Source organism: Microbacterium sp. ARD31, from assembly GCF_031844425.1.
In genome coordinates this window covers 588,553-611,073 of sequence record NZ_JAUZVE010000001.1, presented here as the reverse complement: position 1 = coordinate 611,073, position 22,521 = coordinate 588,553, and the positions used below count along the sequence as shown (strand labels likewise).

Annotated in this window: 34 protein-coding genes; 11 read left to right on the top strand and 23 right to left on the bottom strand. The window is 67.8% G+C overall.

Annotated features, from left to right (window positions below; genetic code table 11):
• Positions 1 to 113: 113 nt before the first annotated feature.
• The 4 genes from Q9S36_RS03180 (at position 114) to Q9S36_RS03165 (ending at position 3,528) form a co-directional block, all read left to right on the top strand.
• Positions 114 to 1,091 carry a hypothetical protein gene (locus Q9S36_RS03180; RefSeq protein WP_311283901.1) on the top strand — a complete coding sequence of 326 codons (978 nt, stop codon included), beginning with the start codon at positions 114 to 116 and terminating at the stop codon, positions 1,089 to 1,091.
• A gap of 108 nt (positions 1,092 to 1,199) precedes the next feature.
• Positions 1,200 to 1,742, top strand: coding sequence for an ATPase, T2SS/T4P/T4SS family (locus Q9S36_RS03175; RefSeq protein ID WP_311284442.1), 543 nt, complete (start codon positions 1,200 to 1,202; stop codon positions 1,740 to 1,742).
• Positions 1,739 to 2,599 (top strand): type II secretion system F family protein, encoded by an 861-nt coding sequence (locus tag Q9S36_RS03170; protein ID WP_311283900.1) that lies wholly within the window; start codon positions 1,739 to 1,741, stop codon positions 2,597 to 2,599. Before Q9S36_RS03175 ends, Q9S36_RS03170 begins: the two co-directional genes overlap by 4 nt.
• Positions 2,596 to 3,528: a type II secretion system F family protein gene (locus Q9S36_RS03165; protein WP_311283899.1), complete on the top strand. Its 933-nt coding sequence runs from the start codon at positions 2,596 to 2,598 to the stop codon at positions 3,526 to 3,528. The genes Q9S36_RS03170 and Q9S36_RS03165 overlap by 4 nt, the downstream gene beginning before the upstream one ends.
• Here the strand turns inward: Q9S36_RS03165 and Q9S36_RS03160 are convergent.
• Positions 3,477 to 5,117 carry a DNA methyltransferase gene (locus tag Q9S36_RS03160; protein WP_311283898.1) on the bottom strand — a complete coding sequence of 547 codons (1,641 nt, stop codon included), beginning with the start codon at positions 5,115 to 5,117 and terminating at the stop codon, positions 3,477 to 3,479. The genes Q9S36_RS03165 and Q9S36_RS03160 overlap by 52 nt on opposite strands.
• A gap of 336 nt (positions 5,118 to 5,453) precedes the next feature.
• Here Q9S36_RS03160 and Q9S36_RS03155 point away from each other — a divergent pair, with 336 nt between their 5' ends.
• Positions 5,454 to 5,717 (top strand): hypothetical protein, encoded by a 264-nt coding sequence (locus Q9S36_RS03155; RefSeq protein WP_311283897.1) that lies wholly within the window; start codon positions 5,454 to 5,456, stop codon positions 5,715 to 5,717.
• Positions 5,718 to 5,850: 133 nt separating this feature from the next.
• Here the strand turns inward: Q9S36_RS03155 and Q9S36_RS03150 are convergent, their stop codons facing one another.
• The 17 genes from Q9S36_RS03150 to Q9S36_RS03070 form a co-directional block, all read right to left on the bottom strand.
• On the bottom strand, positions 5,851 to 6,333 hold the full coding sequence (locus tag Q9S36_RS03150) for a DUF6998 domain-containing protein (protein WP_311283896.1): 483 nt from the start codon (positions 6,331 to 6,333) through the stop codon (positions 5,851 to 5,853).
• Positions 6,334 to 6,403: 70 nt separating this feature from the next.
• The gene (locus tag Q9S36_RS03145) at positions 6,404 to 6,898 is read right to left on the bottom strand and encodes a hypothetical protein (protein ID WP_311283895.1); all 495 of its coding nucleotides are present in this window, start codon (positions 6,896 to 6,898) and stop codon (positions 6,404 to 6,406) included.
• Positions 6,899 to 7,136: 238 nt separating this feature from the next.
• Positions 7,137 to 7,799 (bottom strand): recombinase family protein, encoded by a 663-nt coding sequence (locus Q9S36_RS03140; RefSeq protein WP_311283894.1) that lies wholly within the window; start codon positions 7,797 to 7,799, stop codon positions 7,137 to 7,139.
• Complete coding sequence (locus Q9S36_RS03135) at positions 7,796 to 8,410, bottom strand: hypothetical protein (protein WP_311283893.1); 615 nt, start codon at positions 8,408 to 8,410, stop codon at positions 7,796 to 7,798. Before Q9S36_RS03135 ends, Q9S36_RS03140 begins: the two co-directional genes overlap by 4 nt.
• A complete protein-coding gene (locus tag Q9S36_RS03130; RefSeq protein ID WP_311283892.1) occupies positions 8,407 to 8,709 on the bottom strand; it encodes a hypothetical protein in 303 nt (100 codons plus the stop codon). Before Q9S36_RS03130 ends, Q9S36_RS03135 begins: the two co-directional genes overlap by 4 nt.
• Positions 8,706 to 8,891, bottom strand: coding sequence for a hypothetical protein (locus tag Q9S36_RS03125; RefSeq protein WP_311283891.1), 186 nt, complete (start codon positions 8,889 to 8,891; stop codon positions 8,706 to 8,708). The genes Q9S36_RS03130 and Q9S36_RS03125 overlap by 4 nt, the downstream gene beginning before the upstream one ends.
• The gene (locus Q9S36_RS03120; RefSeq protein WP_311283890.1) at positions 8,888 to 9,016 is read right to left on the bottom strand and encodes a hypothetical protein; all 129 of its coding nucleotides are present in this window, start codon (positions 9,014 to 9,016) and stop codon (positions 8,888 to 8,890) included. Before Q9S36_RS03120 ends, Q9S36_RS03125 begins: the two co-directional genes overlap by 4 nt.
• Positions 9,017 to 9,361: 345 nt before the next feature.
• Entirely contained in the window at positions 9,362 to 9,940 is a 579-nt protein-coding gene (locus Q9S36_RS03115; RefSeq protein ID WP_311283889.1) for a hypothetical protein, read from the bottom strand.
• A gap of 12 nt (positions 9,941 to 9,952) precedes the next feature.
• A complete protein-coding gene (locus Q9S36_RS03110) occupies positions 9,953 to 10,246 on the bottom strand; it encodes a WhiB family transcriptional regulator (RefSeq protein WP_311283888.1) in 294 nt (97 codons plus the stop codon).
• Complete coding sequence (locus tag Q9S36_RS03105) at positions 10,246 to 10,542, bottom strand: hypothetical protein (protein ID WP_311283887.1); 297 nt, start codon at positions 10,540 to 10,542, stop codon at positions 10,246 to 10,248. The genes Q9S36_RS03110 and Q9S36_RS03105 overlap by 1 nt, the downstream gene beginning before the upstream one ends.
• Before the next feature lie 506 nt (positions 10,543 to 11,048).
• Complete coding sequence (locus tag Q9S36_RS03100; RefSeq protein WP_311283886.1) at positions 11,049 to 12,215, bottom strand: AAA family ATPase; 1,167 nt, start codon at positions 12,213 to 12,215, stop codon at positions 11,049 to 11,051.
• Positions 12,212 to 12,940: a bifunctional DNA primase/polymerase gene (locus Q9S36_RS03095; RefSeq protein ID WP_311283885.1), complete on the bottom strand. Its 729-nt coding sequence runs from the start codon at positions 12,938 to 12,940 to the stop codon at positions 12,212 to 12,214. Before Q9S36_RS03095 ends, Q9S36_RS03100 begins: the two co-directional genes overlap by 4 nt.
• Positions 12,937 to 13,251 carry a hypothetical protein gene (locus Q9S36_RS03090; RefSeq protein WP_311283884.1) on the bottom strand — a complete coding sequence of 105 codons (315 nt, stop codon included), beginning with the start codon at positions 13,249 to 13,251 and terminating at the stop codon, positions 12,937 to 12,939. The genes Q9S36_RS03095 and Q9S36_RS03090 overlap by 4 nt, the downstream gene beginning before the upstream one ends.
• Positions 13,252 to 13,268: 17 nt before the next feature.
• Positions 13,269 to 13,667, bottom strand: coding sequence for a hypothetical protein (locus Q9S36_RS03085; protein WP_311283883.1), 399 nt, complete (start codon positions 13,665 to 13,667; stop codon positions 13,269 to 13,271).
• Positions 13,664 to 13,876, bottom strand: coding sequence for a hypothetical protein (locus Q9S36_RS03080; protein WP_311283882.1), 213 nt, complete (start codon positions 13,874 to 13,876; stop codon positions 13,664 to 13,666). Before Q9S36_RS03080 ends, Q9S36_RS03085 begins: the two co-directional genes overlap by 4 nt.
• A gap of 161 nt (positions 13,877 to 14,037) precedes the next feature.
• Positions 14,038 to 14,313 carry a hypothetical protein gene (locus tag Q9S36_RS03075; protein WP_311283881.1) on the bottom strand — a complete coding sequence of 92 codons (276 nt, stop codon included), beginning with the start codon at positions 14,311 to 14,313 and terminating at the stop codon, positions 14,038 to 14,040.
• A 280-nt stretch (positions 14,314 to 14,593) separates the two neighbouring features.
• Positions 14,594 to 16,090, bottom strand: a complete 1,497-nt coding sequence (locus tag Q9S36_RS03070) for a recombinase family protein (protein ID WP_311283880.1) — start codon at positions 16,088 to 16,090, stop codon at positions 14,594 to 14,596.
• 135 nt (positions 16,091 to 16,225) lie between these two features.
• On the opposite strand from Q9S36_RS03070, the gene Q9S36_RS03065 reads away from it, so the two are divergent.
• On the top strand, positions 16,226 to 16,363 hold the full coding sequence (locus tag Q9S36_RS03065; RefSeq protein WP_311284466.1) for a hypothetical protein: 138 nt from the start codon (positions 16,226 to 16,228) through the stop codon (positions 16,361 to 16,363).
• 37 nt (positions 16,364 to 16,400) lie between these two features.
• On the opposite strand, the gene Q9S36_RS03060 is transcribed toward Q9S36_RS03065, so the two are convergent.
• Together Q9S36_RS03060 and Q9S36_RS03055 are read right to left on the bottom strand one after the other, a co-directional pair.
• Positions 16,401 to 16,853, bottom strand: a complete 453-nt coding sequence (locus tag Q9S36_RS03060; protein WP_311283879.1) for a hypothetical protein — start codon at positions 16,851 to 16,853, stop codon at positions 16,401 to 16,403.
• Between the two features lie 10 nt (positions 16,854 to 16,863).
• Positions 16,864 to 17,061: a hypothetical protein gene (locus tag Q9S36_RS03055; RefSeq protein WP_311283878.1), complete on the bottom strand. Its 198-nt coding sequence runs from the start codon at positions 17,059 to 17,061 to the stop codon at positions 16,864 to 16,866.
• A gap of 146 nt (positions 17,062 to 17,207) precedes the next feature.
• On the opposite strand from Q9S36_RS03055, the gene Q9S36_RS03050 reads away from it, so the two are divergent.
• The 3 genes from Q9S36_RS03050 to Q9S36_RS03040 all read left to right on the top strand — a co-directional run bounded on the left by Q9S36_RS03050 (position 17,208) and on the right by Q9S36_RS03040 (position 18,319).
• Positions 17,208 to 17,624 carry a hypothetical protein gene (locus Q9S36_RS03050; protein WP_311283877.1) on the top strand — a complete coding sequence of 139 codons (417 nt, stop codon included), beginning with the start codon at positions 17,208 to 17,210 and terminating at the stop codon, positions 17,622 to 17,624.
• 140 nt (positions 17,625 to 17,764) lie between these two features.
• Positions 17,765 to 18,007, top strand: a complete 243-nt coding sequence (locus Q9S36_RS03045; protein WP_311283876.1) for a hypothetical protein — start codon at positions 17,765 to 17,767, stop codon at positions 18,005 to 18,007.
• 36 nt (positions 18,008 to 18,043) lie between these two features.
• Entirely contained in the window at positions 18,044 to 18,319 is a 276-nt protein-coding gene (locus Q9S36_RS03040) for a hypothetical protein (protein ID WP_311283875.1), read from the top strand.
• A gap of 146 nt (positions 18,320 to 18,465) precedes the next feature.
• Here the strand turns inward: Q9S36_RS03040 and Q9S36_RS03035 are convergent, their stop codons facing one another.
• From Q9S36_RS03035 to Q9S36_RS03025, 3 genes are read right to left on the bottom strand one after another with little or no spacing between them, the layout of a single operon-like run.
• Positions 18,466 to 18,798 (bottom strand): hypothetical protein, encoded by a 333-nt coding sequence (locus tag Q9S36_RS03035; protein WP_311283874.1) that lies wholly within the window; start codon positions 18,796 to 18,798, stop codon positions 18,466 to 18,468.
• A 45-nt stretch (positions 18,799 to 18,843) separates the two neighbouring features.
• Positions 18,844 to 19,161, bottom strand: coding sequence for a hypothetical protein (locus Q9S36_RS03030; RefSeq protein ID WP_311283873.1), 318 nt, complete (start codon positions 19,159 to 19,161; stop codon positions 18,844 to 18,846).
• Positions 19,158 to 20,438: an MFS transporter gene (locus Q9S36_RS03025; protein ID WP_311283872.1), complete on the bottom strand. Its 1,281-nt coding sequence runs from the start codon at positions 20,436 to 20,438 to the stop codon at positions 19,158 to 19,160. The genes Q9S36_RS03030 and Q9S36_RS03025 overlap by 4 nt, the downstream gene beginning before the upstream one ends.
• A 26-nt stretch (positions 20,439 to 20,464) precedes the next feature.
• On the opposite strand from Q9S36_RS03025, the gene prfB reads away from it, so the two are divergent.
• Together prfB and Q9S36_RS03015 are read left to right on the top strand one after the other, a co-directional pair.
• Positions 20,465 to 21,577: a peptide chain release factor 2 gene (gene prfB / locus Q9S36_RS03020; RefSeq protein ID WP_064001880.1), complete on the top strand. Its 1,113-nt coding sequence runs from the start codon at positions 20,465 to 20,467 to the stop codon at positions 21,575 to 21,577.
• 117 nt (positions 21,578 to 21,694) lie between these two features.
• Positions 21,695 to 22,516, top strand: a complete 822-nt coding sequence (locus Q9S36_RS03015) for a DUF4397 domain-containing protein (RefSeq protein WP_311283871.1) — start codon at positions 21,695 to 21,697, stop codon at positions 22,514 to 22,516.
• Positions 22,517 to 22,521: the final 5 nt, after the last annotated feature.

Sequence of the window (22,521 nt, the reverse complement as noted above, 5' to 3'; positions counted from 1 at the left end):
CTGCGCCCGTTCTCAGATAGCCTGCGGATCACCCTGACCACCAAGCCGAAAGCGGGGGCATGCGAATGAGCCCATCAAGCTCGAAGGCGCGACGCTCTGCGCAGGCAGCGAAGGTGACTGCTCGTAGCGCCCAGAGTTCGGGCATCGTCAAGTGCTACGTCGAGCGGTTCGAGAACGCCGTTGGTGCACCGGACCTCCGCCTTCGTGAGAAGTCGACCAAGCGGCTCGTGAGGGTCTTGACGGGCAACCTGACGTTCGGGTTATTTGCACCGCTGTCGAACCTGTTGCAGGACTGCTACGTCCATGGAGGCGGGCTCGTCGAGCCACGGAGTCGCACGGAGTACATCGCCATCTCCGCGCCGATCGTGACGCAAAACGCTCAGGAGATCGCTGTCGCGTTCGAGGGTTTCTCGGTGAAGGTCCACATCGGAGCCGCGGACACCGCATCTCCTCCGACATCCGTGTGGGCATACATCGAGGAGTACCCCGTTGAGGACGGAGGTCTTGGCTTGCGTCTCCGGCAGAAGGTCACTGGTCGGAAGATCGAGATTTACGGCAAGAACCAGGACCATCTGCTCACGTTCCTCAGCAGTCCGCAGTTCACAGGTGCCCACAGCTACATGGCCAACCTTTACCAGAAGGACGGCTTCGCGGACTACGTGCTGGTCTCCGGGGGTACGGCAACAGACTCTTACGACGTGCTGCTCTTCAACGACGGCACCGAACTCACCTACCTCCTTGGCCCAACACCCGACACCGCATACCGGGATGCGTTCCGCGTGCTGACGGAGGAGTCAGCGCCGGAGGCGCACGCGCGTACCGCGCAGACGCACTTCGATAGCGGCCGGTACCGCGAGGCCGTGCTCTCCGCGCGACTCGCTGTCGAGACGGCGTGCGGCGGACGTGGACTCGATGTGAAGCGCCGGCTTGCCGATGCTCCCGCTGACATCACGACCGCGGCTGAAGCCCTGTACGGGAAGCGCCACGTGGCCGTCCATGAGGGCGAGACTCGAGTCGAACAGCCCGATGCCATACAGGCGATTCGCGCTATGCATCGAGTCCTCAGCCACCTGGAGTCGACGCCTTCCTGAGGGGCCGGTCGCTTCTCTGCGCTTGCGCGTCAAGGATGACAATGCGCGTCGGAGGAGCACCGTGTGATGATCGATGAAAAGCCCTGATCCAGAGGCTTATTCCGAGTGATGCATGTAGGGGGTATTGCAGCGAAGACCACGCTGCTCGGAGCCCTCATCGCCGCCGCACCGGCGCACCACCGCATCGTGACGGTCGAGGAGACGTTCGAGTTGAACGCGCAGGCCCCCGACCTCGTCGCGCTGCAGGGCCGTCAGCCCAGCCTCGAAGGGACCGGCGAGGTGTCGCTGCGCCGGCTCGTAAAGGAAGCGCTCCGCATGCGGCCGGACCGCCTCGTCGTCGGCGAGGTCCGCGATGCGGAGGCCCTCGACCTGCTGCTCGCCCTGAACACGGGCGTCCCGGGCGCCGCCACGATCCACGCGAACTCGGCGCCCGACGCGCTCCGCAAGCTCGGCTCGCTCCCGCTGCTGGCCGGGCGGAACATCGACCGTGACTTCCTCCTGCCCGCGATCGCCGCCTCGGTCGGTCTGGTCGTCCACTGCCGGCGGGATGCCGACGGTCGCCGCACCGTCGTCGAGATCGTCGCGCCGACCGGCCGAGTCGTCGACGGCGTGGTCGAGACCCGCACGCGCTTCGGAGGTGGTCCGGCATGACGGTCCTCCTCGGCATCACCCTCGCGGCGGGCATTCTGCTCGCCCTGTCACCGTGGCTCTGGCCACCGCGCGCGGGGGAGCCGGCGCCCGTGCCGCGCGATGCGGCATCCGCTCGTCTCCTGCAGAGCGCGGGATTCGGCCATGCGACGCCCGGGCACCTCGCGGCGGTGTCCTGTGCCGCGGCGGCGCTCTCGGGGGCGATCGTCTGGCTCGTCACCGCCCTGCCCGCGTTCGCGGCCGTCGCAGCCGTGGCGGGATTCTTCGCGCCCGCGGGGTGGCTGCGGGGTCGCACCCGCCGGCGTCAGAAGAGCCGCCGTCAGCTGTGGCCGGACGTGTGCGACCTCCTCGTCGCCTCGGTACGGTCCGGGATGTCGCTTCCCGACGCGGTCTCCGCGCTCGGCGAGGTCGGGCCGCCGCCGCTGCGCCCCGCGTTCGCGGCCTTCGCGTCGGACGTGTCGGCGTCGGGGCACTTCGATTCGAGCGTGTTGCGCCTCAAGGCCCGGCTGGCCGATCCGGTCGCCGACCGCATCATCGAGGCGCTCCGGATGGCCCGTCAGGTCGGCGGGACGGAGCTCACGAGCGTCCTCCGCGCCCTGTCCGCCTCGGTGCGGGCTGACGCGGCGCTGCGCGCCGAGATCGAAGCGCGTCAGTCGTGGATCCGCGGGGCCGCGGTGCTCGGCGTCGTCGCGCCGTGGATCATCCTCGGCCTGCTCGCCCTGCGCCCCGAAGGAGCGACGGCCTACAGCAGCCCCGAGGGCGTCGCGGTGATCCTGCTCGGCGCCGCCGTCTCGGTGGTCGCGTTCCGACTCATGGTCGGCATCGGACGCCTCCCGGAGCCTCGGAGGTGGTTCGCATGAACGCCCTGACGGAGCTCGCGCTCGCGATCGTGCTCGGCGGCGCCTTCGCGGCGGGTGTCGTGCTCGTCGCGACCCGCGTGCCACGGCTGGCGGCGCCCACGCTGTCGCGGCGCATCGCACCCTACCTCCGCGACATCGCCGACCCGCGCGGTCTGACCCCCCTCGAGTCCGCCGGGACGGACTGGCGCACGCGGCGCGATCGGTTCATGGCCGCGTTCGGGGGAGCCGCCCGTCTCGAGCAGCGGCTGCGGCAGGCCGGCTGGACGCAGGATGCGGCCGGGTTCCGTGCGCGGCAACTCACCTGGATCGTGGTGGGTGCGCTGGCGGGAGGGGCCGTCCTGGTCCTCCTGGCCCTCGTCGGCCGGATGAGTCCGGGAGCCGTCCTGCTTCCTCCGGTGGCCGGGGCGGCCGCGGCGGCCGTGCTGGATCTGCGGCTGACGTCGGCGGGGCACCGACGGCGGGCGCGCGTCGAGGAGGAGCTGCCGACGCTCCTCGAGTTCCTCTCGCTCTGTCTCGCCGCGGGCGAAGGCCTGCGCGACGCCCTCCGCCGCGTCGGGGAGAGCGGCTCGGGTGAGTTGACGGCGGAGATCCGCCGCGCCGTCCTCGACAGCGGAACCGGGTCGAACCTGTCGGACGCCCTCGTGGACCTTGGCCGGCGGCTCGACGTGCCGGCACTGTCGCGCGCGCTCGAGCACTTCGTCGCGGCCATCGACCGCGGTGCGCCGTTGGCGGGGGTCCTGCAGGCGCAGGCCGGCGACGCCCGCGAGGACGCAAAACGCTCGCTCATCGAACGCGCCGGCAAGAAGGAGATCGCGATGCTCTTCCCAAACAACATGGGGTTCCCACCTTGCCATACAAGACGAGATGCAACCCCGACTCAGAAGAGAGTTGACCCGGCTTGGGCGACGGCGCGCTGGGCTGCGACGTAGGGCAGGAAGATCGGCGGCAGGTTTGGCTTCTTGCCCGCCAGTAGATCGGCAGCCGTGATGATCTGCAGCCGGGGGTACGACTGGCCGTTGGCGGGGTGCGTCCACGAGCCTGAATGGTTGACCTCGTCCACCATGCCGCGCGTTGGCTCCTGCATGGTGATGAGCACGCCAAGCTCGGCCTTCTGGCGCTCCACGGTGCCGCGTAGGTCGCGCACCATCGCGGGGTTGAGCTGCTTGCCGCCCTTGACCGAAGCCAGCACGCGCCCGACATTCTTGGCGGTGCCATCCAGGGTGAACCGGGCTACACCGTCAATGCCCTTGTCACCGACCTGCTTCTCGTTGGGCTGAGCGTTGATCTGCGACACCGCCCAGCGCTCGAAGTCGAAGGGGTTGCGGTCGAACAGGGCTTGAGCACCGGCCAGGTCGCGCGGGATGCCGTTGACATCTATCTCGTTCATAACGCTCGGCCCGTATGTGTGGACAAGGCGCTTCACGATCAGGTCAATGGCGATGTAGGTAACGTCAATGCCGATCCACTGTCGCCCGAGCTTCTGCGCAGCGTCAACCGTGGTGCCGCAGCCGCAGAATGGGTCAAGCACCACGTCACCCGGCTCGGTGGAGGTCTCGATGATGCGCTCCAGCAGGGCGAGGGGCTTCTGCGTGGGGTAGCCAAGTGCCTCGGCGCTTGCTGCTTGCAGGTTGGGGATGTCATCCCAGAGCGATTGCACCGGGACACCCTTGCCCTCGTCCAGATATTGCTTGCGGTTCGGCACTGTCCCCGGCTTGGTTTGAACCACCATGCCAGCCTCGATCAGCTCGTCCATGCGCGCCTTGGAGTAACGCCAGTACCGGCTGACACCCATCACCTCGTAGTACGGGTTCCCCTTTGCGGCTCCACCTGGTCCGATCATCGAGATAAGCCGGTATCGCCGCCCAGTTTCCGGCTCGGTGAACTTATACGCGGTGTCGATGTACTCCTGCGAGTACGGCTTGAATTGCTGGTTGTAAGCCGATGTTGCAGTCTTGCCGTAGTACAGGATCACGTCGGTATTCGTGCCGTGCGCGCGCTGCCCTTGGCCGTGGTTGCCCTTGACCGTTGTGGCGCGCTTCCAGATGACCTCATTGCGGAAGTTCCGGGCGTCAAAGATCGCATCCAGCAGCACCTTGAGATATGCGCTCATCGTCGGGTCGCAGTGCAGCCAGATCGAGCCGTTGGGCTTGAGCACACGGTGCAGCTCCACCAGCCGGGGGGCCATGTTCACGAGATAGGCAAGGGCGTCGTTCTCACCGAGCAACGTGTGGAAGGCGGTCAGGGCTTCGGCAACCCTGGGCGGCAATGCCCCACTGATGTACTCGTCGTACTCAGCTTCGGTCTGGGGGGTCCACGTCCATGTGTCCTCGAAAGCCTGGATCTGTGCTGCCGCGCCTTGGGGGGTGTTCCCGTGCCTGGCGAAGATGACGTTGTAGTTGCGGGCGCTGTTGAAGGGCGGGTCCAGGTACACGAGATCGACCGACTCGCTGGGCAGCTTGCGCAGGACGTCGAGATTGTCGCCGTAGTACAGGTGATTCTGCTGCTTGTCGGTGCTCACTCTCCGAGCCTATGGGGCAGCGTCGGGCAAGCCGGGGCACCACGCGGGGCACGCTAGCCCGACTGAGTAGCCCCGCACTGGGCGCACCGCCAGACCGGCTCACCGTCCATCACGGCTGCCTCCATGCGGTGCAGACACTCCGGACAGTTCGGCGTGCTCAGTACCTCGTCGCGAAGCTGCCGTAGCTGCCTCTGCCGCGCTAGGTCATCCATCGAGCCAGCGTAAGGCAGCCGCCCAGAGACGCCAGTGCCGACCTGCACGCGGCAGCGCTGCCGAGTTCTGAGCGAGCGGGGTAAGCCATCGCTGCCGGTGCGTCCCACGTGGCAGTATCCATGTATGGGCATCTTCGACTCCATCGCACGCGGCTTCGGTAGCCTCCGCTCGCTATCGGACGCGGAGCTTGAAGAGGAGCGCGAGGCGTTGCGACTGCAGTACGTCGATTGCGGGGACGATATCGCCCGGGCTGACAGGCTCTACAACGAGCTGCACCGCTACGACGAAGAGATGACCCGCCGCGCCAATGAGGCCTACGAGCGCGAGAACCCGGATGCTACGACTCGGCACCGCGAGCACGGCTGGTATTTGCCGAACGACGACTAGACCGGGGAGCAGCGGGGCTACGCGCGGGGGAGCTAGAGCGACCGCTGGCGAGCGAACGGGCCGGGTCTGGCCCAGCATGTCGGGGACCCCCCTACCAGTCGGGCAGAGGGCTACCGGGGGTCGGCAGGCTGGGCTAGTCGTCGATGCGAGCGTAGGCTGCCTGCATCTCAGCCGTGATGTTGGTGCCCCACTGACGCACCTGGCTAAGCGTGGGCTGCCGTGCAGAGACGTGCTCGCTGAGGGCAGCTTCCCCGACGCGGGCAGCAGTCACTTCCCACGCCTCCGCGAGAGCGAAGGTGGCGTCCATGACGATGAAGACAGCCGTGTGAAAGTCGGTACTGCGGAACGCGCTGAACTTGCCCCCAGCCACGGTGCGCACCCCCATCGCCTTGACCTGGATGCGCTGGCCGGTAGGCGTCGTGATGTCGTGCGACTTGGTGCTGGTCGGCTCCAGCACGCCACCACGGGCCAGCCAGACGATGTGCTCGGCAATGTCCCCGAGGGGCTTGTTGTTCGTCCGCACCAGCTCGCGGCGCTGAAGCTCCTTCACAATGCTCGCTTCCAGCAGCAGCAGGCTGCGCACGGGCAGGGCGGTCAGGTCAGGCAGGTCGTTCATGTGGTTCTCCTCAGTGTTCATCATCGGGCCTTGCCGCAGCGGACGCCGCCGACCAGGCGGGGGAGCAGCCTCACGCCTTGGCGGCGACGTTGAGGTGACGGCTGAGTGCGGCCTTGCTGCCGTACGACTGGCCGCAGGTGCAGCCGTTGGCCTTGTTCGGGTCTGCGTCGTGCACGACCGGCACGCTAGCGTCCACGTGGCGCTGCTCGGCGATGACCACGCCTTCCTCGGTGGCGACGGTGCTGCCCTTGCTGGCGCGGGGCTTGCGCTCGGGCTTCGGGGCGCGCTTGGGCGGGGTGACGGTCCAGCCGTTGGGCAGGCTGCCCGCGTTGGCGATGGCCCGCTGGGTGAGCGCCTCCAGATCGCCGGCCTCGATGCTCTCCAGGAGTGCCTGGTAGGCCAGCGCCCGGATGCCCTTGAGTCGGGCACGCTGCACGCTGACACCGAACGTGTCAACGACCTGCTGGATGGCGGCTTCGATGGTCGCCAGGGCCTCGTCGGCAGCGGCCTGCTCAACGGTCTCGACGGGCTTCAGGGACTTGGTAGCGGTGCGCTTAGTAGCCATGATGTGGAACCTTTCGTGGGACTGATGTGCGGAACTTGACTCGAACGTGTGTTCGGTTAGTTGAACCATGCATCACCGTCCCGAGGGCATCCAAGACTGGGCCTCAATATCGTGACTCGGGCACCAGCAGCGGGCAGGCAAGTTCCAGGCGCAAGGCGGAGAGGCGCGTTTCCGGCTGTCCGCAGCGGACGCACAGAGACCCCCAGGCGACTAGCCCAGGGGTCTCTCGGTGGAGGCGTCAGGCGGCTGCTGCTGTGTCTCTGGTGGCCGACTGGTAGGCGCGGCGCACGGTGGACTCGTGCCACTCGGGCAGGCCCGTCGGGGACAGCACCCCGTCACCCATCAGGTCAGCCGCGATGCGCCCGAAGCTGCACCCCTGCTCACGGTCCAGCACGATGCGCCGCAGCACCGGGGCAGGGATGGCCGTGCGCCTGCCCAGCGGCAGCCCTCGGGCCTTGCGCGCTGCCAGTGCCTCCCGTGTGCGCGTGGCGATCAGGTCGCGCTCAAGCTCCGCGAAGGTGGCCAGCATGTTCGCCATCGCCCGTCCGCCAGGCGTGGTCAGGTCAAGCGCGTTGTCCAGGACCACCAGCGCCCAGCCCTGCGTGATCGCGCTGTCGATGATTGCCGACGCATGCCGCACCGAGCGCGCCAGCCTGTCCAGCTTGGCCACCATCAGCCCGTCGAACTGGCCCGCGTGTAGCAGCTCCAGCCCACGGCGCAACTCGGGGTTGACGTGCTTGCCGCTGCACCCCAGGTCCTGGAACAGCTCGTAGGTCCAGCCCCGGCGCATGCACTCGGCGGCGATAGCTGCCTGCTGGGCCTCAACCCCCAGGCCCGAGCGCTGCTGCTCTTCGGTGGACACACGGACGTAGGCCAGCATGTGCTTCCGCTCGCCGGTCATGCTTCCGCCCCTGCCCAGTTGCCCCGGCTGGCCGACCGCAGTCGGTGGCAGTTGGCGCACACCGCCTCGCACTTGGCGATCTCTTCGCGGAGCTGCTGCTCGGTGTAGCTGGCAGGGTTCTGCACCATGACCGACAGTGCTGCCAGCTTGGTGAACTCGGGAAGATGGTCCAGGTCCATGACGATGGTGGGGTACTGCACACCGCAGTCCGCGCACGGGACCGCCTTGGCAGCATCAACGATGCCCCGGTACTTGGCCTTGAGCCCGTCGCTGCGAGTGCGCGTGCACATGATGCACCAGCCGCCCCCCGGCTGCCTGTTGTCCGGCGTCAGCGCGTGGCCCTCAGCGCAGTAGTCCGGACCGTCCCAGGCAGCCGCAGCGGGGTCGTAGGCGATGCCCTTCTTGGTGAGCAGCGTGGCCAGGCTGGCGCGGGACTTGGCCGACCGTGGCATGGCAGCGAACGCGGCAGCCGGTGTGACCGTGCCAGCAGCGACAGCGCCTGCGACCGCGTGCAGGTGCCGCATGCTGTGTCCTGGCAGGTAGTAGCTGATGCCCATCGGCGCACCGCAGCCGCACAAGCACGAACGAGACGCGGGCTGCACTGTGCTCATGATGCTGCCTCCTTGGTCCGGTCGTAGATGTCACCCTCCACGTGCTCCATTCTGGCCCCGGTGCGGGGATGCCGTGCGATGTAGACGTAGCTGCCTTCAACGAAGCGCAGTCCCCAGCCCGCGTCGTGCAGCGCGTCGGCCAGGTCGTCATCGGCACCGCCGGGGAAGAACGCGTCGCCGCTGCTTGGCGGCTCGAACGCGTCCAGGATGGCCTTCAGCTTGGCGAACGTGTCAGGGCGCTCGTGCCGCACGCGGGCCAGGGTGGCGTCGTACTTGGCCCAGTAGTTTTCCAGGCTCATGAGAAGAGCCCCATGCGCTGCTCGATGTGGGCGATGATGCCGCCTGGCTCGTAGTCGTCGTCCAACTCCTGCTGGATGCGCTGGCGGGCCTCGTCGGCGCTGGTGGCCACCACGTCGATCTCTTCGATGCTGTCGGGGTAGCCAGGGTTCGCGAAGCGGATGAAGCCGGTGTATGTACTCATCGCTGGCTTCCCAGGGCGAGGGCCAGCCGCAGCAGCGCCTCGCGGAACGAGGGTTCCGGGGCGGGCTGGATGACGGGCTGTATCTGGCTTGCGACGTGCGTGCTTGCCGGGGCAGGGGTGCTCATGTTGTCTCCTTGGGTTGTGGAACCGGGGCGGATACGTGCGCTAGCGCCTTCCGCCTGGCCAGTACCCTCGCGCGCTGCTCGGGACATTCGCAAGTGTGTTCGATTGAGGGTGCTCGCGCTTGGCTGCTGGTGCTGGCTGATGCAGCGGGGGAGCGCGGGGCGGGTCGTCGGCTAGATCGGGCCTAGACGCCCGTCTGCCCGAACGGCAGGGGCAGGCCGAGAGGGCAGGTCGGCCAAAGACCCCCCGCTCGTGGCAGGGGGTCTAGGGGCGCGGGGTTACCAGGCCCGCACTTGGGCGGCAGGTAGAAAGGAGTCAGGAAAGACCCTGCCGCCCCGTCTGTGGGATTAGCCGTTGGCGTCCGGAGCCTGGTAGGCGGCACCGTTGGCCATGTTGTACCCGACGCCGCTGGTGTAGCCCTCCACCCAGGTCAGCGCCTCGGCGATGCCGCTGGTGTCGGGGTGGGCAGCCTGCCAGGCCTCGGCAGCGTTGATCCAGCCGTTGTTGCGGGCCTTGGTGCCGATCGCGTGGGCCATCGTGTCGTCGCCGGTCGCCACGGCATCGGCCAGCACAGCGAGGGCTTCCTTCTCGTCGGCCACCTTGCGGGCACGGTCGGCAGCGTCACGGCGGAGCATGATGCTGTTCGCGTCCTGCGGAAGGTTGCCACGCAGCTCCTTCGCCAGGCTGGCCTTGAGGCCGTCCACGTAGGACCGCTGCTCACCGAGGATGCCCTGGATCTTGGCGACGGTCTGCTCCAGCAGGCGTGCGGCGTCCTCCTCCTGGGCCTCGGCGCTCAGCCGCGTGTCTTCCATGATGGCCTTGCGACCGTCGTAGTACTCCTGACGGGCTGCACGGGCGCGGCTGTGGAAGGCCTCGTGGCTTGCGATGACGTCGTTCTGCACGGAGAGAGGGGTGCGCTTGCTCATGATGTGTGTTCCTTACTGGTTTGTGATGGGTGCCGGGGAGACCGCCCCGGCGTCGGTGGTCTTGCGGGTGATGCGTGGCGTGCGCCCGTACTTGCGGCCTGCCCAGTAGCCCGCCTGCACCTTGGCGGCCGTGGCGTAGGCGTGACACTGGGCCAGCACGTCGCACGAGGCGCACAAGCTGCCCATCAGGGCGAGGTCATCCGGGGTCAGGCGCTCGTCCGTCGTGTACAGCGGGTCGCCCTTGCAAGGCGGGTCGTACTCCTGCAGAGCGTCGTCCAGGGCTGTCCACGCAGCTTCGGCCGTCATCAGGGCAGCCGGTAGCCGTGCATGCGCTGCACGACCGTGACGTTGGACGCGGCTTCCACGTGGCGCGTGACGGGCACCGAGCGGACCTCGCCCGCCTTGCGTCCGTAGTGCAGCAGCCCCTTGATGACGCGGCGACTGACGCCGGTCTTGTGGACGACCTCGCTGACGGTGAACGTGCCCTTGGCCAGCAGCGCGCTGATCTTGCGCCAGTCGTTGTCCAGCCGGTGCGTGCTGCCGTTGCCCTGGAAGAAGACGAGGTAGGGGTTGTCTTCCGGTGTCGGGTCGGGGGTGGTCATGATGTGTGTCCTTTAGGGTTTTTTCTGGAGGCGCGGCAGGTCACGCTCTCCGGGGCGGGCTGTGCACCGCTGCTGCTGCTTCGGCTCGTCCATGGGTGCTGCTCGGTACTCGGCCGCACAGCCGCAGAGGTTTCGCTCACGACGTCACCCCGTTCAGCCGGGGGCAGGTGTCCGCATGGAAGACGTGCAGGTGGTGAATGCCGTACTCGTCCACTTCCAGGCGCTGGGTGCTGTCGCAGTCGGGGCACCTGTACGAGTTGGCGTACTGCACCGCCTGAGGATCAGTGCGCCCCGCCTTAGCTGCTGCTCGGCGCTGCTGTCGGTTCATCACTGATCACCTCTTGCCTGCCGGTCACCGGCACGGCCATTCACCGTGCACTGGCACCCAAGGGTGTGTGCCGTGTGGCGGCGAAAGGGGGACGGGGAAGTGTTTTTCCTCGGGATTACGCGGTTCTCGGCCACGGCGTTCGGCGGCTGACGACGGTGAACGACCCCGGTGAAGCTGTTCATGACTGCTCCGCCTTCCGGTACTTGGTGCCGTTGCCCTTGCCCGTGCGGACGACCGCGCCCGCGCCGATGAGCTTCTTCATGGCGGTCTCGTAGCGCTCGTCGGACCACGCTCCGGAGGGGTCGTCCCAGCCCTCGGCGAAGTCCGCGCGCTTGTGCTCTTCGCCGTCCGCGAGCACCGCCAGGATGTGCGCCTGGTAGGGGTCGTGTGTCATGGCCAGGCGCACGGCCACCTTCGACGGCCCCACGTCCTCCAGGTGCCAGCCGGGGATCGTCGCGGTCGCAGCGTTGCGCTGCTTGCCCCCACGGCTGAACTCGGTGCTCATGACGAACGTGCTGTTCGGCTCGGTTGCCTCGTCCTTGCGCGGCTTGGACGGCACCAGCATCAGCACCGTGTCAACGTCGGCCCAGAGCGCCTTCGCCCCACGCAGCAGCCCTCCGGCGTTCGCGTGATGCATGATGATGACGGTGCAGCCCGGACGAGCGCGCCGGATGCGCACGGCTGCCTTGACAGCAGTGGCCATCTGCACGTTGTCGTTCTCGTTGAGCAGCCCGCCAAGCTGGCTGAGCGTGTCGATGACGAGCACGTCGATGGCCTTGCGCACGACGGTGACGCACATGCGCTGCACGTCTGCCGGGTCGGACAGGTTGAAGTCCTCGCCGTCGTACACCAGGTAGTCGTGCCTGGGCACGGTGCGCCCGTTGTACTGCTCCCACGCAGCTACGCGGTCAGGGAAGTACTCCGACCCCTCAGCGATCAGGTAGCCCACGCGGCCCTGGACCACGTCGCGCCCCTCCCACGGCAGGCCGAGGGCGATGTGTGCTGTCAGGTCAACGCCGACGAAGGTCTTGCCGATGTTGGTCGGCCCGCCGATGACGCAGACGGAGCTCTCAGAGATGAGGCCTGCGATCTTCCACTTGGGCTTGGGGCGGGCGCGCAGCTTGTCGAGCGTCATCATCGGGTAGCCGGTAGTGGACGGGTCGGCGTCAGGTTCCGCCTCGGCGTGCAGCGTGCTCCACTCCGCCTCCAGCGCGGCTTCCTGCTCCACCTGGCGGCGTGCCCGGTGCTGGCCCCGCAAGAGCGGCAGCATCCGCTGATACTCGCGCTCCTCGGCTTCTTCGGGCGTCTCGGTGCCGTCCTCGGTTGACGGTGCAGGGGTGGTCATGCTGATGCCTTTCTTACGGACTCGACGATGCGTCGGGCCTCCTGTGGTGTGAAGCCGAGGTCTTCCGCCGCCTCGATGAGCTTGCGAAGCTGCCGCTCGGGCACCTGCTGTTCGATGGCCCTACGCACCGCCCAGTGATAGGCGTCGTGCCGCTGGCCCTTGGGCTGCTTGCGCACGTAGCTGATGAGGCCGCCGACGTCCTGGCTGTTGCCGCTCCGGCGCGGGCTGTACACCGTGGGCTGGATCAGGCTGATGACCTGGCGGGGCAGGCGGGCCACGGGCACGTCAGCGCCCCACCTGTACGGCTGGCCGGTGTCGGGGTGGATGCTGGGCGGCATCACGACCTGACCGTTGGACAGCACGTCGATGCCCTCGGGCATGCGCACCTTGGTCGTCTTCGGGAACGGGCGCAGGTAGTGCAGGTGCACGCTGCCGTCACCACGGCCTGAGTAGATGCTCAGCGTCGGGGGCATGCGCACCTTGGCCAAGTCCTCCAGGGCTGCAAGGCTGCCGCCATTGTGCGGGTCGATGTCGATGACGACGTGGTTGTCCGGGATTACCGCGCCGACGTTGAAGTCCTGCTCGGCCCACCACTGGCGGATCGTGGCCTTGTCAGTAGTGGCCAGGTTCATCCAGTCGGTCAGGAAGGGCTTCTTGCCGTTCAGCGGCAGCACGCGCCAGCCCGCAGCAGCCAGCCGCAGCGCAGCACGGACAGGCACGCTCACGGCTGCACCCCGTCTCCAGTGGGCAGGCGGAAGGCGCTAACGGCCCTTTCCGACGGGCGAACACGACGCATGATGTCCTCCACCCAGCTCTGCCCCAGCAGCACGTCAAGCTGAGCGGCCTCGTCCCAGGGGAGGTCCGGGGTTGCCGACAGCTTGGTGTGCACGGCCTTGAGCGCCACGGCAGCCGCCACGCGCACGCGGGCCTCGGCTACGGGGGACCAGGTGGCAGGGTCGCCAGCAGCAGCCAGGGCAGGGTCCATGCGGCGCAGCACGTCAGCCGGGATGGTGCCGTCACCGAGGAGCGCGCGCACCGGCCTACGTGGGGCACTCACGACTCGTCCTCGATGTCAGTCTCGATGACCGCGTACAGCCGGGGCACCGCAGCCGAGTCGGGCACGAAGTACATGACGCTGTCGCAGCGGTCACACTTGGGGAAGGTGGGGTCGGTCTGGATGCCCTCGCCCGTGTGGCGCTCCCACAGCGCCTCCAGGCCAGTGCGCAGTCCTGCCTCGTCGGGCCAGGATGCGAAGTCGTAGTTGAACGACCCGCCGACGCTGTAGATGTGGATGTAGCCCCAGCCCTGGGCCTGGGTGTCGGAAAGGTTCACCCCGCGTGCAGCCCACGGCTCGAACCAGCGCAGCTCGGGACCACGCTTGAGGACGTTGGCAGCCTCGGTCTCGGTGAGCCGCTTCTTGCTGGGGTAGTTGACCTTGACGTGCTTGCTCACCGGGAACCACCCCGCAGCAGTGCAGTCAGCCGGTGGATTTGCTGGTTGTTGAGCGGGGGCGCAGCAGCCAGCGCCTTGTCGATGGCGTCAGCGATCTTGGCTTCGGCCAGGTTGCGCCGGGCGATGGCCTCGCGCTCGGGGTCCTTGAGGCGTACAGCGACGGCCACGGGGCCAGCCGCCTGATGCGGGGTGAGTGGTGTGTCAGCCACGGGAGCATTCCTTCTGCGGAGTAGGTACTCCGGCAGGGAGCTCGACCGTCGGTCTAGGCACCGGGATATATACGCGTCGTAGCGCGTCGTACCGGCTGTGATGCCCTCGTGACCCTGACTTATATGCCGCCGGTCACCAGCGGTGTGAAGTTGTGTGGTGGCTAGACCGTGATGGGCTTGCCGTTGGCAGTCTCCAGCAGGTGCTGAAGCTTGTCGGGGTCGATCCTAACGCGACGGCCGCACGGGCAGGCGAACACCGGGCGAGCCTCCATCTGGATGCCCTTGGGGCCAGCGCTCACGAAGATGTCGGTGCCGTGCCGGTCGGCGCGCTCCCATCCATCCTCGACCCGCTGGTAGCGGGCCAGGCGTCGCTGCTGGTGCGGCTGCTGGGCTGTGCCCCTGCAGACTACCTTGACGACGAATGGGATGTTTGGCATGCCCCTAGCCTGCCACACCTGGCGGGGAGACCGCTATTGGAAACCCCTGGTCAAACGACTATTCCAATAGTCCCCGCAGCGTGGAGAAGGCCAGACCAGTCGGCAAGTTTGCGGGGCAGCAGGTGTGCGCAAACTGCCCCCAAGAAACTTCTGCCCCTCGGCGTGTTGACCGGCTGCCTGCCGACCGCAGCGCCCATCTGCCCGACTGGGGGTGCCGTGGGGTAGCCCAAGGTCGGCGGGGAGCGCCCGGTCGCCCGTGGTCGGGTACAGCTCCGCGCTGCTACGAGCGCCAGTCGATGCGGATCAGGTCGGGGTCGAAGGTGCGCCCGCTACCACTGGGCAGGATCACCACGCTCACCAGCGCCGCGATGATGGCCCGGCGAGTGTCAATGTGCAGCCCCGCCCAGGTCTCGCGGGCAAGTGGCCCCACCACGTCGACCGGCACGCGCGCAGGCATGGATTCAGCGATGACGCGCTCGTGCCCTGCACGGTCAGCCCGCAGCTTCTCAGTGATGCGCCGTAGCTGGTCGCCGGTGAGCACTCCGTCAGCGAACTGATCGGCAGCCGTAGCCAGGCGGGCATCAATCGCGTCCATGGCGTCGCGCGCCTGCTTGGCGGCACCGGCATCGCCTCGGCTGAATAGCTGGGCTGCATCGGGCTGCTCCAGACGGCGCAGGATCACCTCGGTCACGAACTCGTCCACCTGCTGCTGCTTGCGCCGCACGCGGTGACACGCCACGCACACGTAGCTCGGTGGCTGGCGCTTAGTGCCGCCCGACTTGGTGGTCGTCATCCGGCCGGGGGCACGCACCATGCGCCCACCACACAGCACCGGCTCACCAGCAGCGTCAACGGTGCCGTCGCACCGGCCACACACCGCCAAGCCCGACAGCAGATGGACAGGCGTGCGGCCCCCGGTGCCCTGGGCGCGGCTCGGGTCCGATAGCAGCGCCTCCAGGCGAGCGTGCGTGTCTTCGTCCAGGATCGGCGGATGCATCTCGGGGTTGAACCTGCCGATCACCTTGCCCCGGTGCGTGCGCAGCCCCGCCAGCGACGGACGCCGCACAAGCTGCCGCAGCGTGACGCCCTGCCAGGGGATCGGCGGGGGTGGGGGAGTGCCCGTCTTCTCGGCCTGCCGTGCTTGCTCGCCAGTGCGCGGCGAGGTGATGCCCCGATTGTTGAAGTCGGTAGCGATGCTTCGCAGCGAGTGGCCGTCGAGCACGCGGCGCGCTGCCTCGCGGATGATCGCAGCTTCGGCCTCCACGACCACGTCTCGCCCATCCTTGCGCCGGTAGCCGTAGCCAGGGCGCACGGTGGGCATGCCGTCAGCCGCGCGGGCATCGCTGGCGGCACGCTGACGCCGCGCCTTGCGCTTGGACTCAATGCGGCCCATTGCAGCCCGGATCGTGGACATGAACTCGCCGCTATCGGTGGCTGGGTCCACGTACCCATCACGCGCCGTGTCCCACACGACACCGGCTACCTCGCACGCGGCATGCAGCTCCAGCTTCTCCTCAACGTTGCGGGCAAGGCGCTCCTCTTCCGTGGCCACGATCACCTGGAACACCCCAGCCTCAGCGTCGGCCAGCATGCGCTCAAAGTCCGGCCGCACCTTGTGGCCCAGCGCACTGATGCCGTCGTCGGTGTACCTAGCGACAATGCGATAGCCCCGTGCAGCCGCGTGGGCCTCGTTCTGTACGTGCTGGTCAGCCACCTTGTCGCGGGCGCTGACCTTCTCGCTAATGCGCGCGTAGCTGGCTGCTGGTTTGGAAGGCATGCGGAAAGGTTACTACCCGTTGCTGTGTCCGATCGTCTTCCTGCTGCTGCCGATGAGCGTCCTCTTCGCCGTCTTCCCCGGCATCGTCATGCTGCGGCTCGGGGTCGGCTGATACCTGACCGAAAGGAGAACATCATGATCCGTTCCACTCTGTCCCGTTTGCGCACCGCCTGGGGTGCCGTGCTCGGGGACGTCCGCGACGACGATCGGGGCGACGTGCCCGGCTGGGTGCTGATCACCCTCATGACCGCCGGACTGCAAGAAAAAACATAGATAGGGTCTTTCTCGTCCGAGCTCCGGGACCGCGCGTTCAGAGATAGAAGCCAGAGGGCCCTCGTGCGAGGCCTAAGCGCCGTGCTTCTCGCTCGATTGCAGCGCCGAGCTCGGCGCTGAGCGCATAAACCCAGGCCACGGAATCCTCACGGGCGATGTAGTCGGTGAGGAACGGGTGCGGGAACTCGGTTTGTGGGTGGAAGGTCTTATTGCGGAACAGCTCAAGGGGCCGTCGCCACTCGTCAAGAAGTTCGGGTCGCAGGTTGATCTCGATGTCGAGGTCCCGGCATCCCTCGAGCACCACTTGCACGGTCGAGTACCAGAGGCTCATCCAGGCGAAGAACTCCGGATCCTCGGGATCACCGCGACCTTGCCGCTCTGGGTCGACGTGAGTGTCCCAGTGGTGGTGGAACGCTTTCCGCACGAGGTGAGCGTTGAGTCGGTATCGCTCAAGCGATCGAATCTGTCCTGCGGTGGGTTGGGCGGTCATGGACGTGAACCTAGCGCTGTCGTTCGGTTTCGTCGATCGCGCCGATCCATACCCAGCAGCGGTGCTCCTGCCCGTCGACGGTGAAGGTGATTCCGACAGCAGACGGTGTCCAGCGTGCGGCGACGGCATCCACGCGCACGGGCGTTTCACCGAATCGCACCCACGCCTTCACCCTTCGGCGCGGCTTCGGGTCGACGGTGAGCGGCACCTCGGCGAGGCGAAGCTCGTCAGGCGTGAGCGACTGCAGGGGTGCGGTCCGCTGGATCACTGCGCCCCCGGCTGCCTCACCTCGAGGTAGTCGGGGGCTGTTCCGCGTTACCCGTCGAATCACCGCTTCGTCAGTATGCTTCCGTCATGAAACACGGGGGCCTGGCCATCACAACTCTCGCCATCGCGAGCATCGCACTCACCGGCTGCACAAGCGACGACACACTCGCCACAGCATGCGAAGAGAATACCGACATCACCCTCGAGATCACCGGGCTCATGGGGGACGTGGGGGCAGTCGACGCCGGCGCGGAGATCGCTGGCGCACGACTGGGTGAGCTCGCCGACGAACTCCGCGACATCACCGGCCCCGCAGAGTTCAAGCAGCTCAATGACGAGATGGCTGACATCATCTCAGGGTTCGGCAACGTGTACATCGATGCGGGCAAGGCAGTGGCTGCGAAAGACACCGACGGGATGACAGAGGCCGCGGACTCGATGGGTGATCTGCGCGCGCGCTTCGCTGTCCTCAGCCCGAAGCTCATCGAGGCTTGCGGAGGGTAACCCTGAAGACCTCTTGCGGCCATCGGAGCGGGGGACGCAGGCAGTGATCCAGCCCTCGGCTGGCATCTTCGGGTGCTGGTCGAGGGCTGTTCCGCGTTTCACGTCGCCACTAGGCTCGGCTCACATCGAGGGGGAGACGCATGGCTTTGAAGAGGAAGATCACCGACCGCGCCTGGGAGTCGATCGAGGTGGGCCGCAACATCACCCTGATCGCTCGAGCGGATCAGTTCGCGCCGAGGCTGGACCTCGGCGGCAGCCCTGCCGCCGAGGGCGAGGTCATGAACGGCAACGTGATCCACAAGCGAGCCGAGTACATCGTGCTTGAGGACGTTCACTCGTTCGTGGTGCAGCGCGACGAAGTGCACAAGGTCGTGCTGCACTAGCAGCCCGCTGTACCCCGCTCGTGGCACGATCGGCGCATGAGCGACTGGCATCCGATGCTCGCTGCGGAGGAAGGCCCTCCCGGCACCTGGGTCATGGTCGCCCCGTTCGGGGAACAGTACGGGCGTGTGGAGATCCGCCGGCAGGGTGACCGTGTCTTCTACCGCGCCTTACACCGCGACCGTGAACTCATCGAGTGCAGCACGCTCCGGGCGGCGACGATGCTCATCCACCGCGCGTACATCGCAACCCTGTCCCCAGGCCCACCACCAGGCGGGATCTACCCAGACCTGAAGGGCATCATTGACGGGTGACCAGTGACGAGTTCGACGACGCCACTCAGCCGTCGTGCCCACTCTGCGGGACCGTCCTCCGCGAGGTCGACGGTGGGTACGAGTGCGGGTGGGACGGGAAACGCATCGACGTTCCCTGGGTTGAACGGCCGACCAGCGGAGACGACCTACGCGGGATCCACGGGTGACGCCGGCGGAACCACCGCCGCACCGACAACCCGCTTCAGAAGGTGCATGACACCGTCGAGGACGATCGCACCCACCGACGCCACGATGCCCACGATCATCAGGATGTCAGCCCACGCACCGAGCCCCACCTTCAGCGCGATATCGGAGTCACGTGAGTACTCCCAGATGTCGATGTTCCCCGACCACACCGCGAAGATGATCGCCGCGATCAGGGACAGGCCGCCGACGATCCCCAGGAATACCAGCTGCGGTACGGGCGCGTCGATATCAGTGGGACGGGCGGGTGGTTGGCCGCTGTCGAAGTAGCTCATGTCGGCAACATAGCGCGTCCAACCACCTGATCAGAGGGACGACCCCTACCCCTCGACGAGGTCGCCGACGCGGTCCTCACCCACCCGATAGGCGCGCAGCCCGCCGCCCTGATCCCGCGCCATCCCGCTCGGCCAGACGTCGGCCTGCGCACCGACGACGCCGATGCGCCAGCCCCGCGGCTCGAGGTGCTCGCGAACCCGGCACAGAGCCTCGAAGGCGTCATCGGCGACCTCTTCGATCGTCTCGACGGCGTCGGAGGACAGCGAGACGGCGTAGCGCCACCCCTCCCGGCGCCAGGTGAGGCTCGCGCGGACCGTGAGGTCGCCCCGACGCATCGCGATCGCCGTCGTGTCGCTGGTCATGGGCGGCGGTCCACGTGCGGCAGGAAACGCGGCAACCAGCGCACGAAGGCGACGGCACCCAGCAAGCCGATCAGACCGACCGCCCCGGCGGCGAACGACAGGGACGAGATCGCGGTGATGCCGGTCACGATCAGCGGGGTCGTGGCACCACCGGCATCCGTCAACGTCCGCCAGGACCCGAGGAAGGGAGCGGGATCGTCCTTGGGAGCGAGGTCCGCACCGATGGTGAGGAGGATGCCGCTGGACAACCCGTTCCCGACGCCGAGGACGGCGGCGAACATCGCGAACCACATCTCGGCGGACGCTCCGTCGTGGGTGACGGAGAGGGCGAGGAAGCCGCTGCCCATCAGGATCATCGCCGGCAGCGCGGCCCAGAGGCGTCCGAAGCGGTCCATGACCTGGCCGCTCGCATAGAAGAGGGCGAAGTCGAGCGCCCCGGAGATGCCGACGACGAGCGCGATCGTCTGCGCGTCGAGGCCGATCGACACGCCCCACAGGGGCAGCACCACCTGACGGGCCGACCGCACGGCCGACAGGCACGCCGCTGCGAGTCCCACGCGCGAGAGCACCCCCCGGTGCCGCCACATCGTCCGGAACACGCCGATGCGCTCGGCCACCGGGATCGATCCCGTCACCGGCTCGCCCGAGTCCTCGGCGTCGAGGCTGTGCACGGGCTGCGCGACGAACTGCTTCTCCGGATCGGGACCGACCGTGACGAGGACGATGAGGGCCGCGAGGCAGACGGCGAAGAACCAGATGGTCGCCCGCTCGTCGCCGAACAATCCGATGAGCGCGGCGGCGATGAACGGGCCGGTGAACATGCCGAGCCGGAACGTGCCGCCCAGCAGCGAGAGGGCGCGAGCGCGGAACAGCACCGGCACACGCGTCGTCATGAAGGAGTGCCGCGCCAAACCGAACGCCGCGGCGCAGAACCCGATGAGGAAGACGGCGCCGGCGAACACGGGCAGCGACGGCAGGAGCGCGGCCGTCAGGGAGACCACGAGGGCGAGGGCTCCCGCGGCGATCATCGTGGCCCGTTCGCCGACGCGCGCGACGGCCCAGCCGGCGGGGAGGTTCCCGATGAGCTGGCCCACGACGAGCATCGACGCGATCAGCGCCGAGAGGGCGACGTCGGCGCCGAGGGAGCCGGCGAGACTCGGGATGAGGGGGAGGACCGCACCCTCGCCGATGGCGAACAGGACGGTCGGTGCATAGACCATGGGGCCGAATCGCCAGAGCACATCTCGAACAGCGGGGGAGTCGGGGCGGTCGGTCATCCCCATCCACGTTACTCTGGAGTGTCATGCTTGAATTCGATCCGTCTGCGGACATCCAGGCCCTCCGTTCCACCTTCGGTGAGATCAAGGCGGTCGTCGACGTCGACGCTCTCTCCGCCGAGATCGCCCGTCTGTCCGAAGAGGCGGGCGCCCCCGACCTCTGGGACGACGTCGAGAAAGCACAGAAGGTCACCAGCGCCCTCAGCCACCGCCAGTCCGAGCTCAAGCGCGTCACCGAGGTGGAGCAGCGGCTCGACGACCTCGAGGTGCTCGTCGAGCTCGCGCAGGAGATGGACGACGAGGACTCCGCCGAGGAGGCCCGTCGGGAGATCGCCGACCTCGAGAAGGTCATCAGCCAGCTCGAGGTGCAGACGCTCCTCGACGGCGAGTACGACGACCGTGGGGCGGTCGTCACGATCCGCTCCGGCGCCGGCGGCGACGATGCCACCGACTTCGCCGAGATGCTCATGCGCATGTACCTGCGCTGGGCCGAACGCCACAAGTACCCCGTCAAGGTGATGGACACGTCCTACGCCGAGGGCGCCGGGATCAAGTCCGCCACCTTCGAAGTGGATGCGCCGTACGCGTATGGCACGCTCTCGGTCGAGGCGGGCACCCACCGCCTCGCGCGGATCAGCCCCTTCGGCTCGGCCGACAAGCGCCAGACGAGCTTCGCCGCCGTCGAGGTGATCCCCGTCATGGAGGAGGCCCAGGAGGTCGACATCCCCGAGGGCGACATCCGCGTCGACGTGTTCCGGTCGTCGGGGCCCGGCGGACAGTCGGTCAACACGACCGACTCGGCCGTGCGACTGACCCACATCCCGACGGGCATCGTCGTCTCGATGCAGAACGAGAAGAGCCAGATCCAGAACCGTGCGGCCGCGATGCGCGTCCTGCAGACCCGACTCATGCTGCTGCAGAAGGAGGAGGAGGCGGCGAAGAAGAAGGAGCTCGCCGGCACCATCACCGCGAGCTGGGGCGACCAGATGCGCTCGTACTTCCTCTACGGTCAGCAACTCGTGAAGGACCTGCGTACGGGACACGAGGTGGGCAACCCCGCGGTCGTGTTCGACGGCGACCTCGACGGCTTCATCGCGGCCGGCATCCGCTGGCGCAAGCGCAAGGACGACGACGACTGAGTCGACGCGGAGGAATCTCTTCGAGATTTTTTCATCCACCTGCATCCACAGTCGGTGGACCGCGGGAATACCTCTGTGAAAGCGCGAACACCTCGCGCCGAATCAGAAGGAGTTCCCATGCGCAAGACACTCTCTGCGGGCGTCGCCCTCGGTGCCGCCGTGGCATTCGCTGCATTCGCCCCCGCATCCGCTGCCACGTCGGACACGGCCGACCTCGCGGTGCTCCACGCGATCCCGGACACCCCCGTCGACGTGTACGTCAACGGCGACCTGACGATCGACGACTTCCAGCCGGGTGACCTCGGCGGTCCGCTCGAGCTTCCTGGCGGAACCTACTCGGTCGCGCTGACCGCCGCGGACGCCACCGACGACTCCGACCCGGTCCTCGGCCCCATCGACCTCACCCTCGAGGCCGGCATGAACTACACCGCGGTCGCGCACCTCGACGCCGAGGGCACCCCCACTGCGAACCTGTTCACGAACGACACCTCCGAGACCGCTGCCGGTGAGGGTCGTCTGACGGTGCGCCACGTGGCCGCCGCTCCGGCGGTCGACGTGCTCGCCGGCGGCGAAGCGGTCATCACCGGCCTCACCAACCCCAACGAGGAGTCGCTCGACCTGCCCGCCGGCACGGTGAGCGCGGCCGTCGCGCTCGAGGGCACGACCGACCCGGTCATCGGCCCGGCCGACGTCGAGGTCCAGGAGGGCGTCCTGACGATCGCCTACGCGTGGGGCTCGGCCGAGGACGGCAACCTCGCCCTGGCCACGCAGACCATCGACGGTCTGCACTCCGGCCCCGACGGTGTCAACACCGGTTCGGCGGGCCTCGTCGCCGAGAACGGCCCGAACGGCTGGCTCATCGCCGGTGGTGCCGCCCTCATCGCCGGCCTCGTCGCCGGTGGTGTGCTCGTCACCCGTACCTCGGCTGCGCGCCGCTGAGGTCC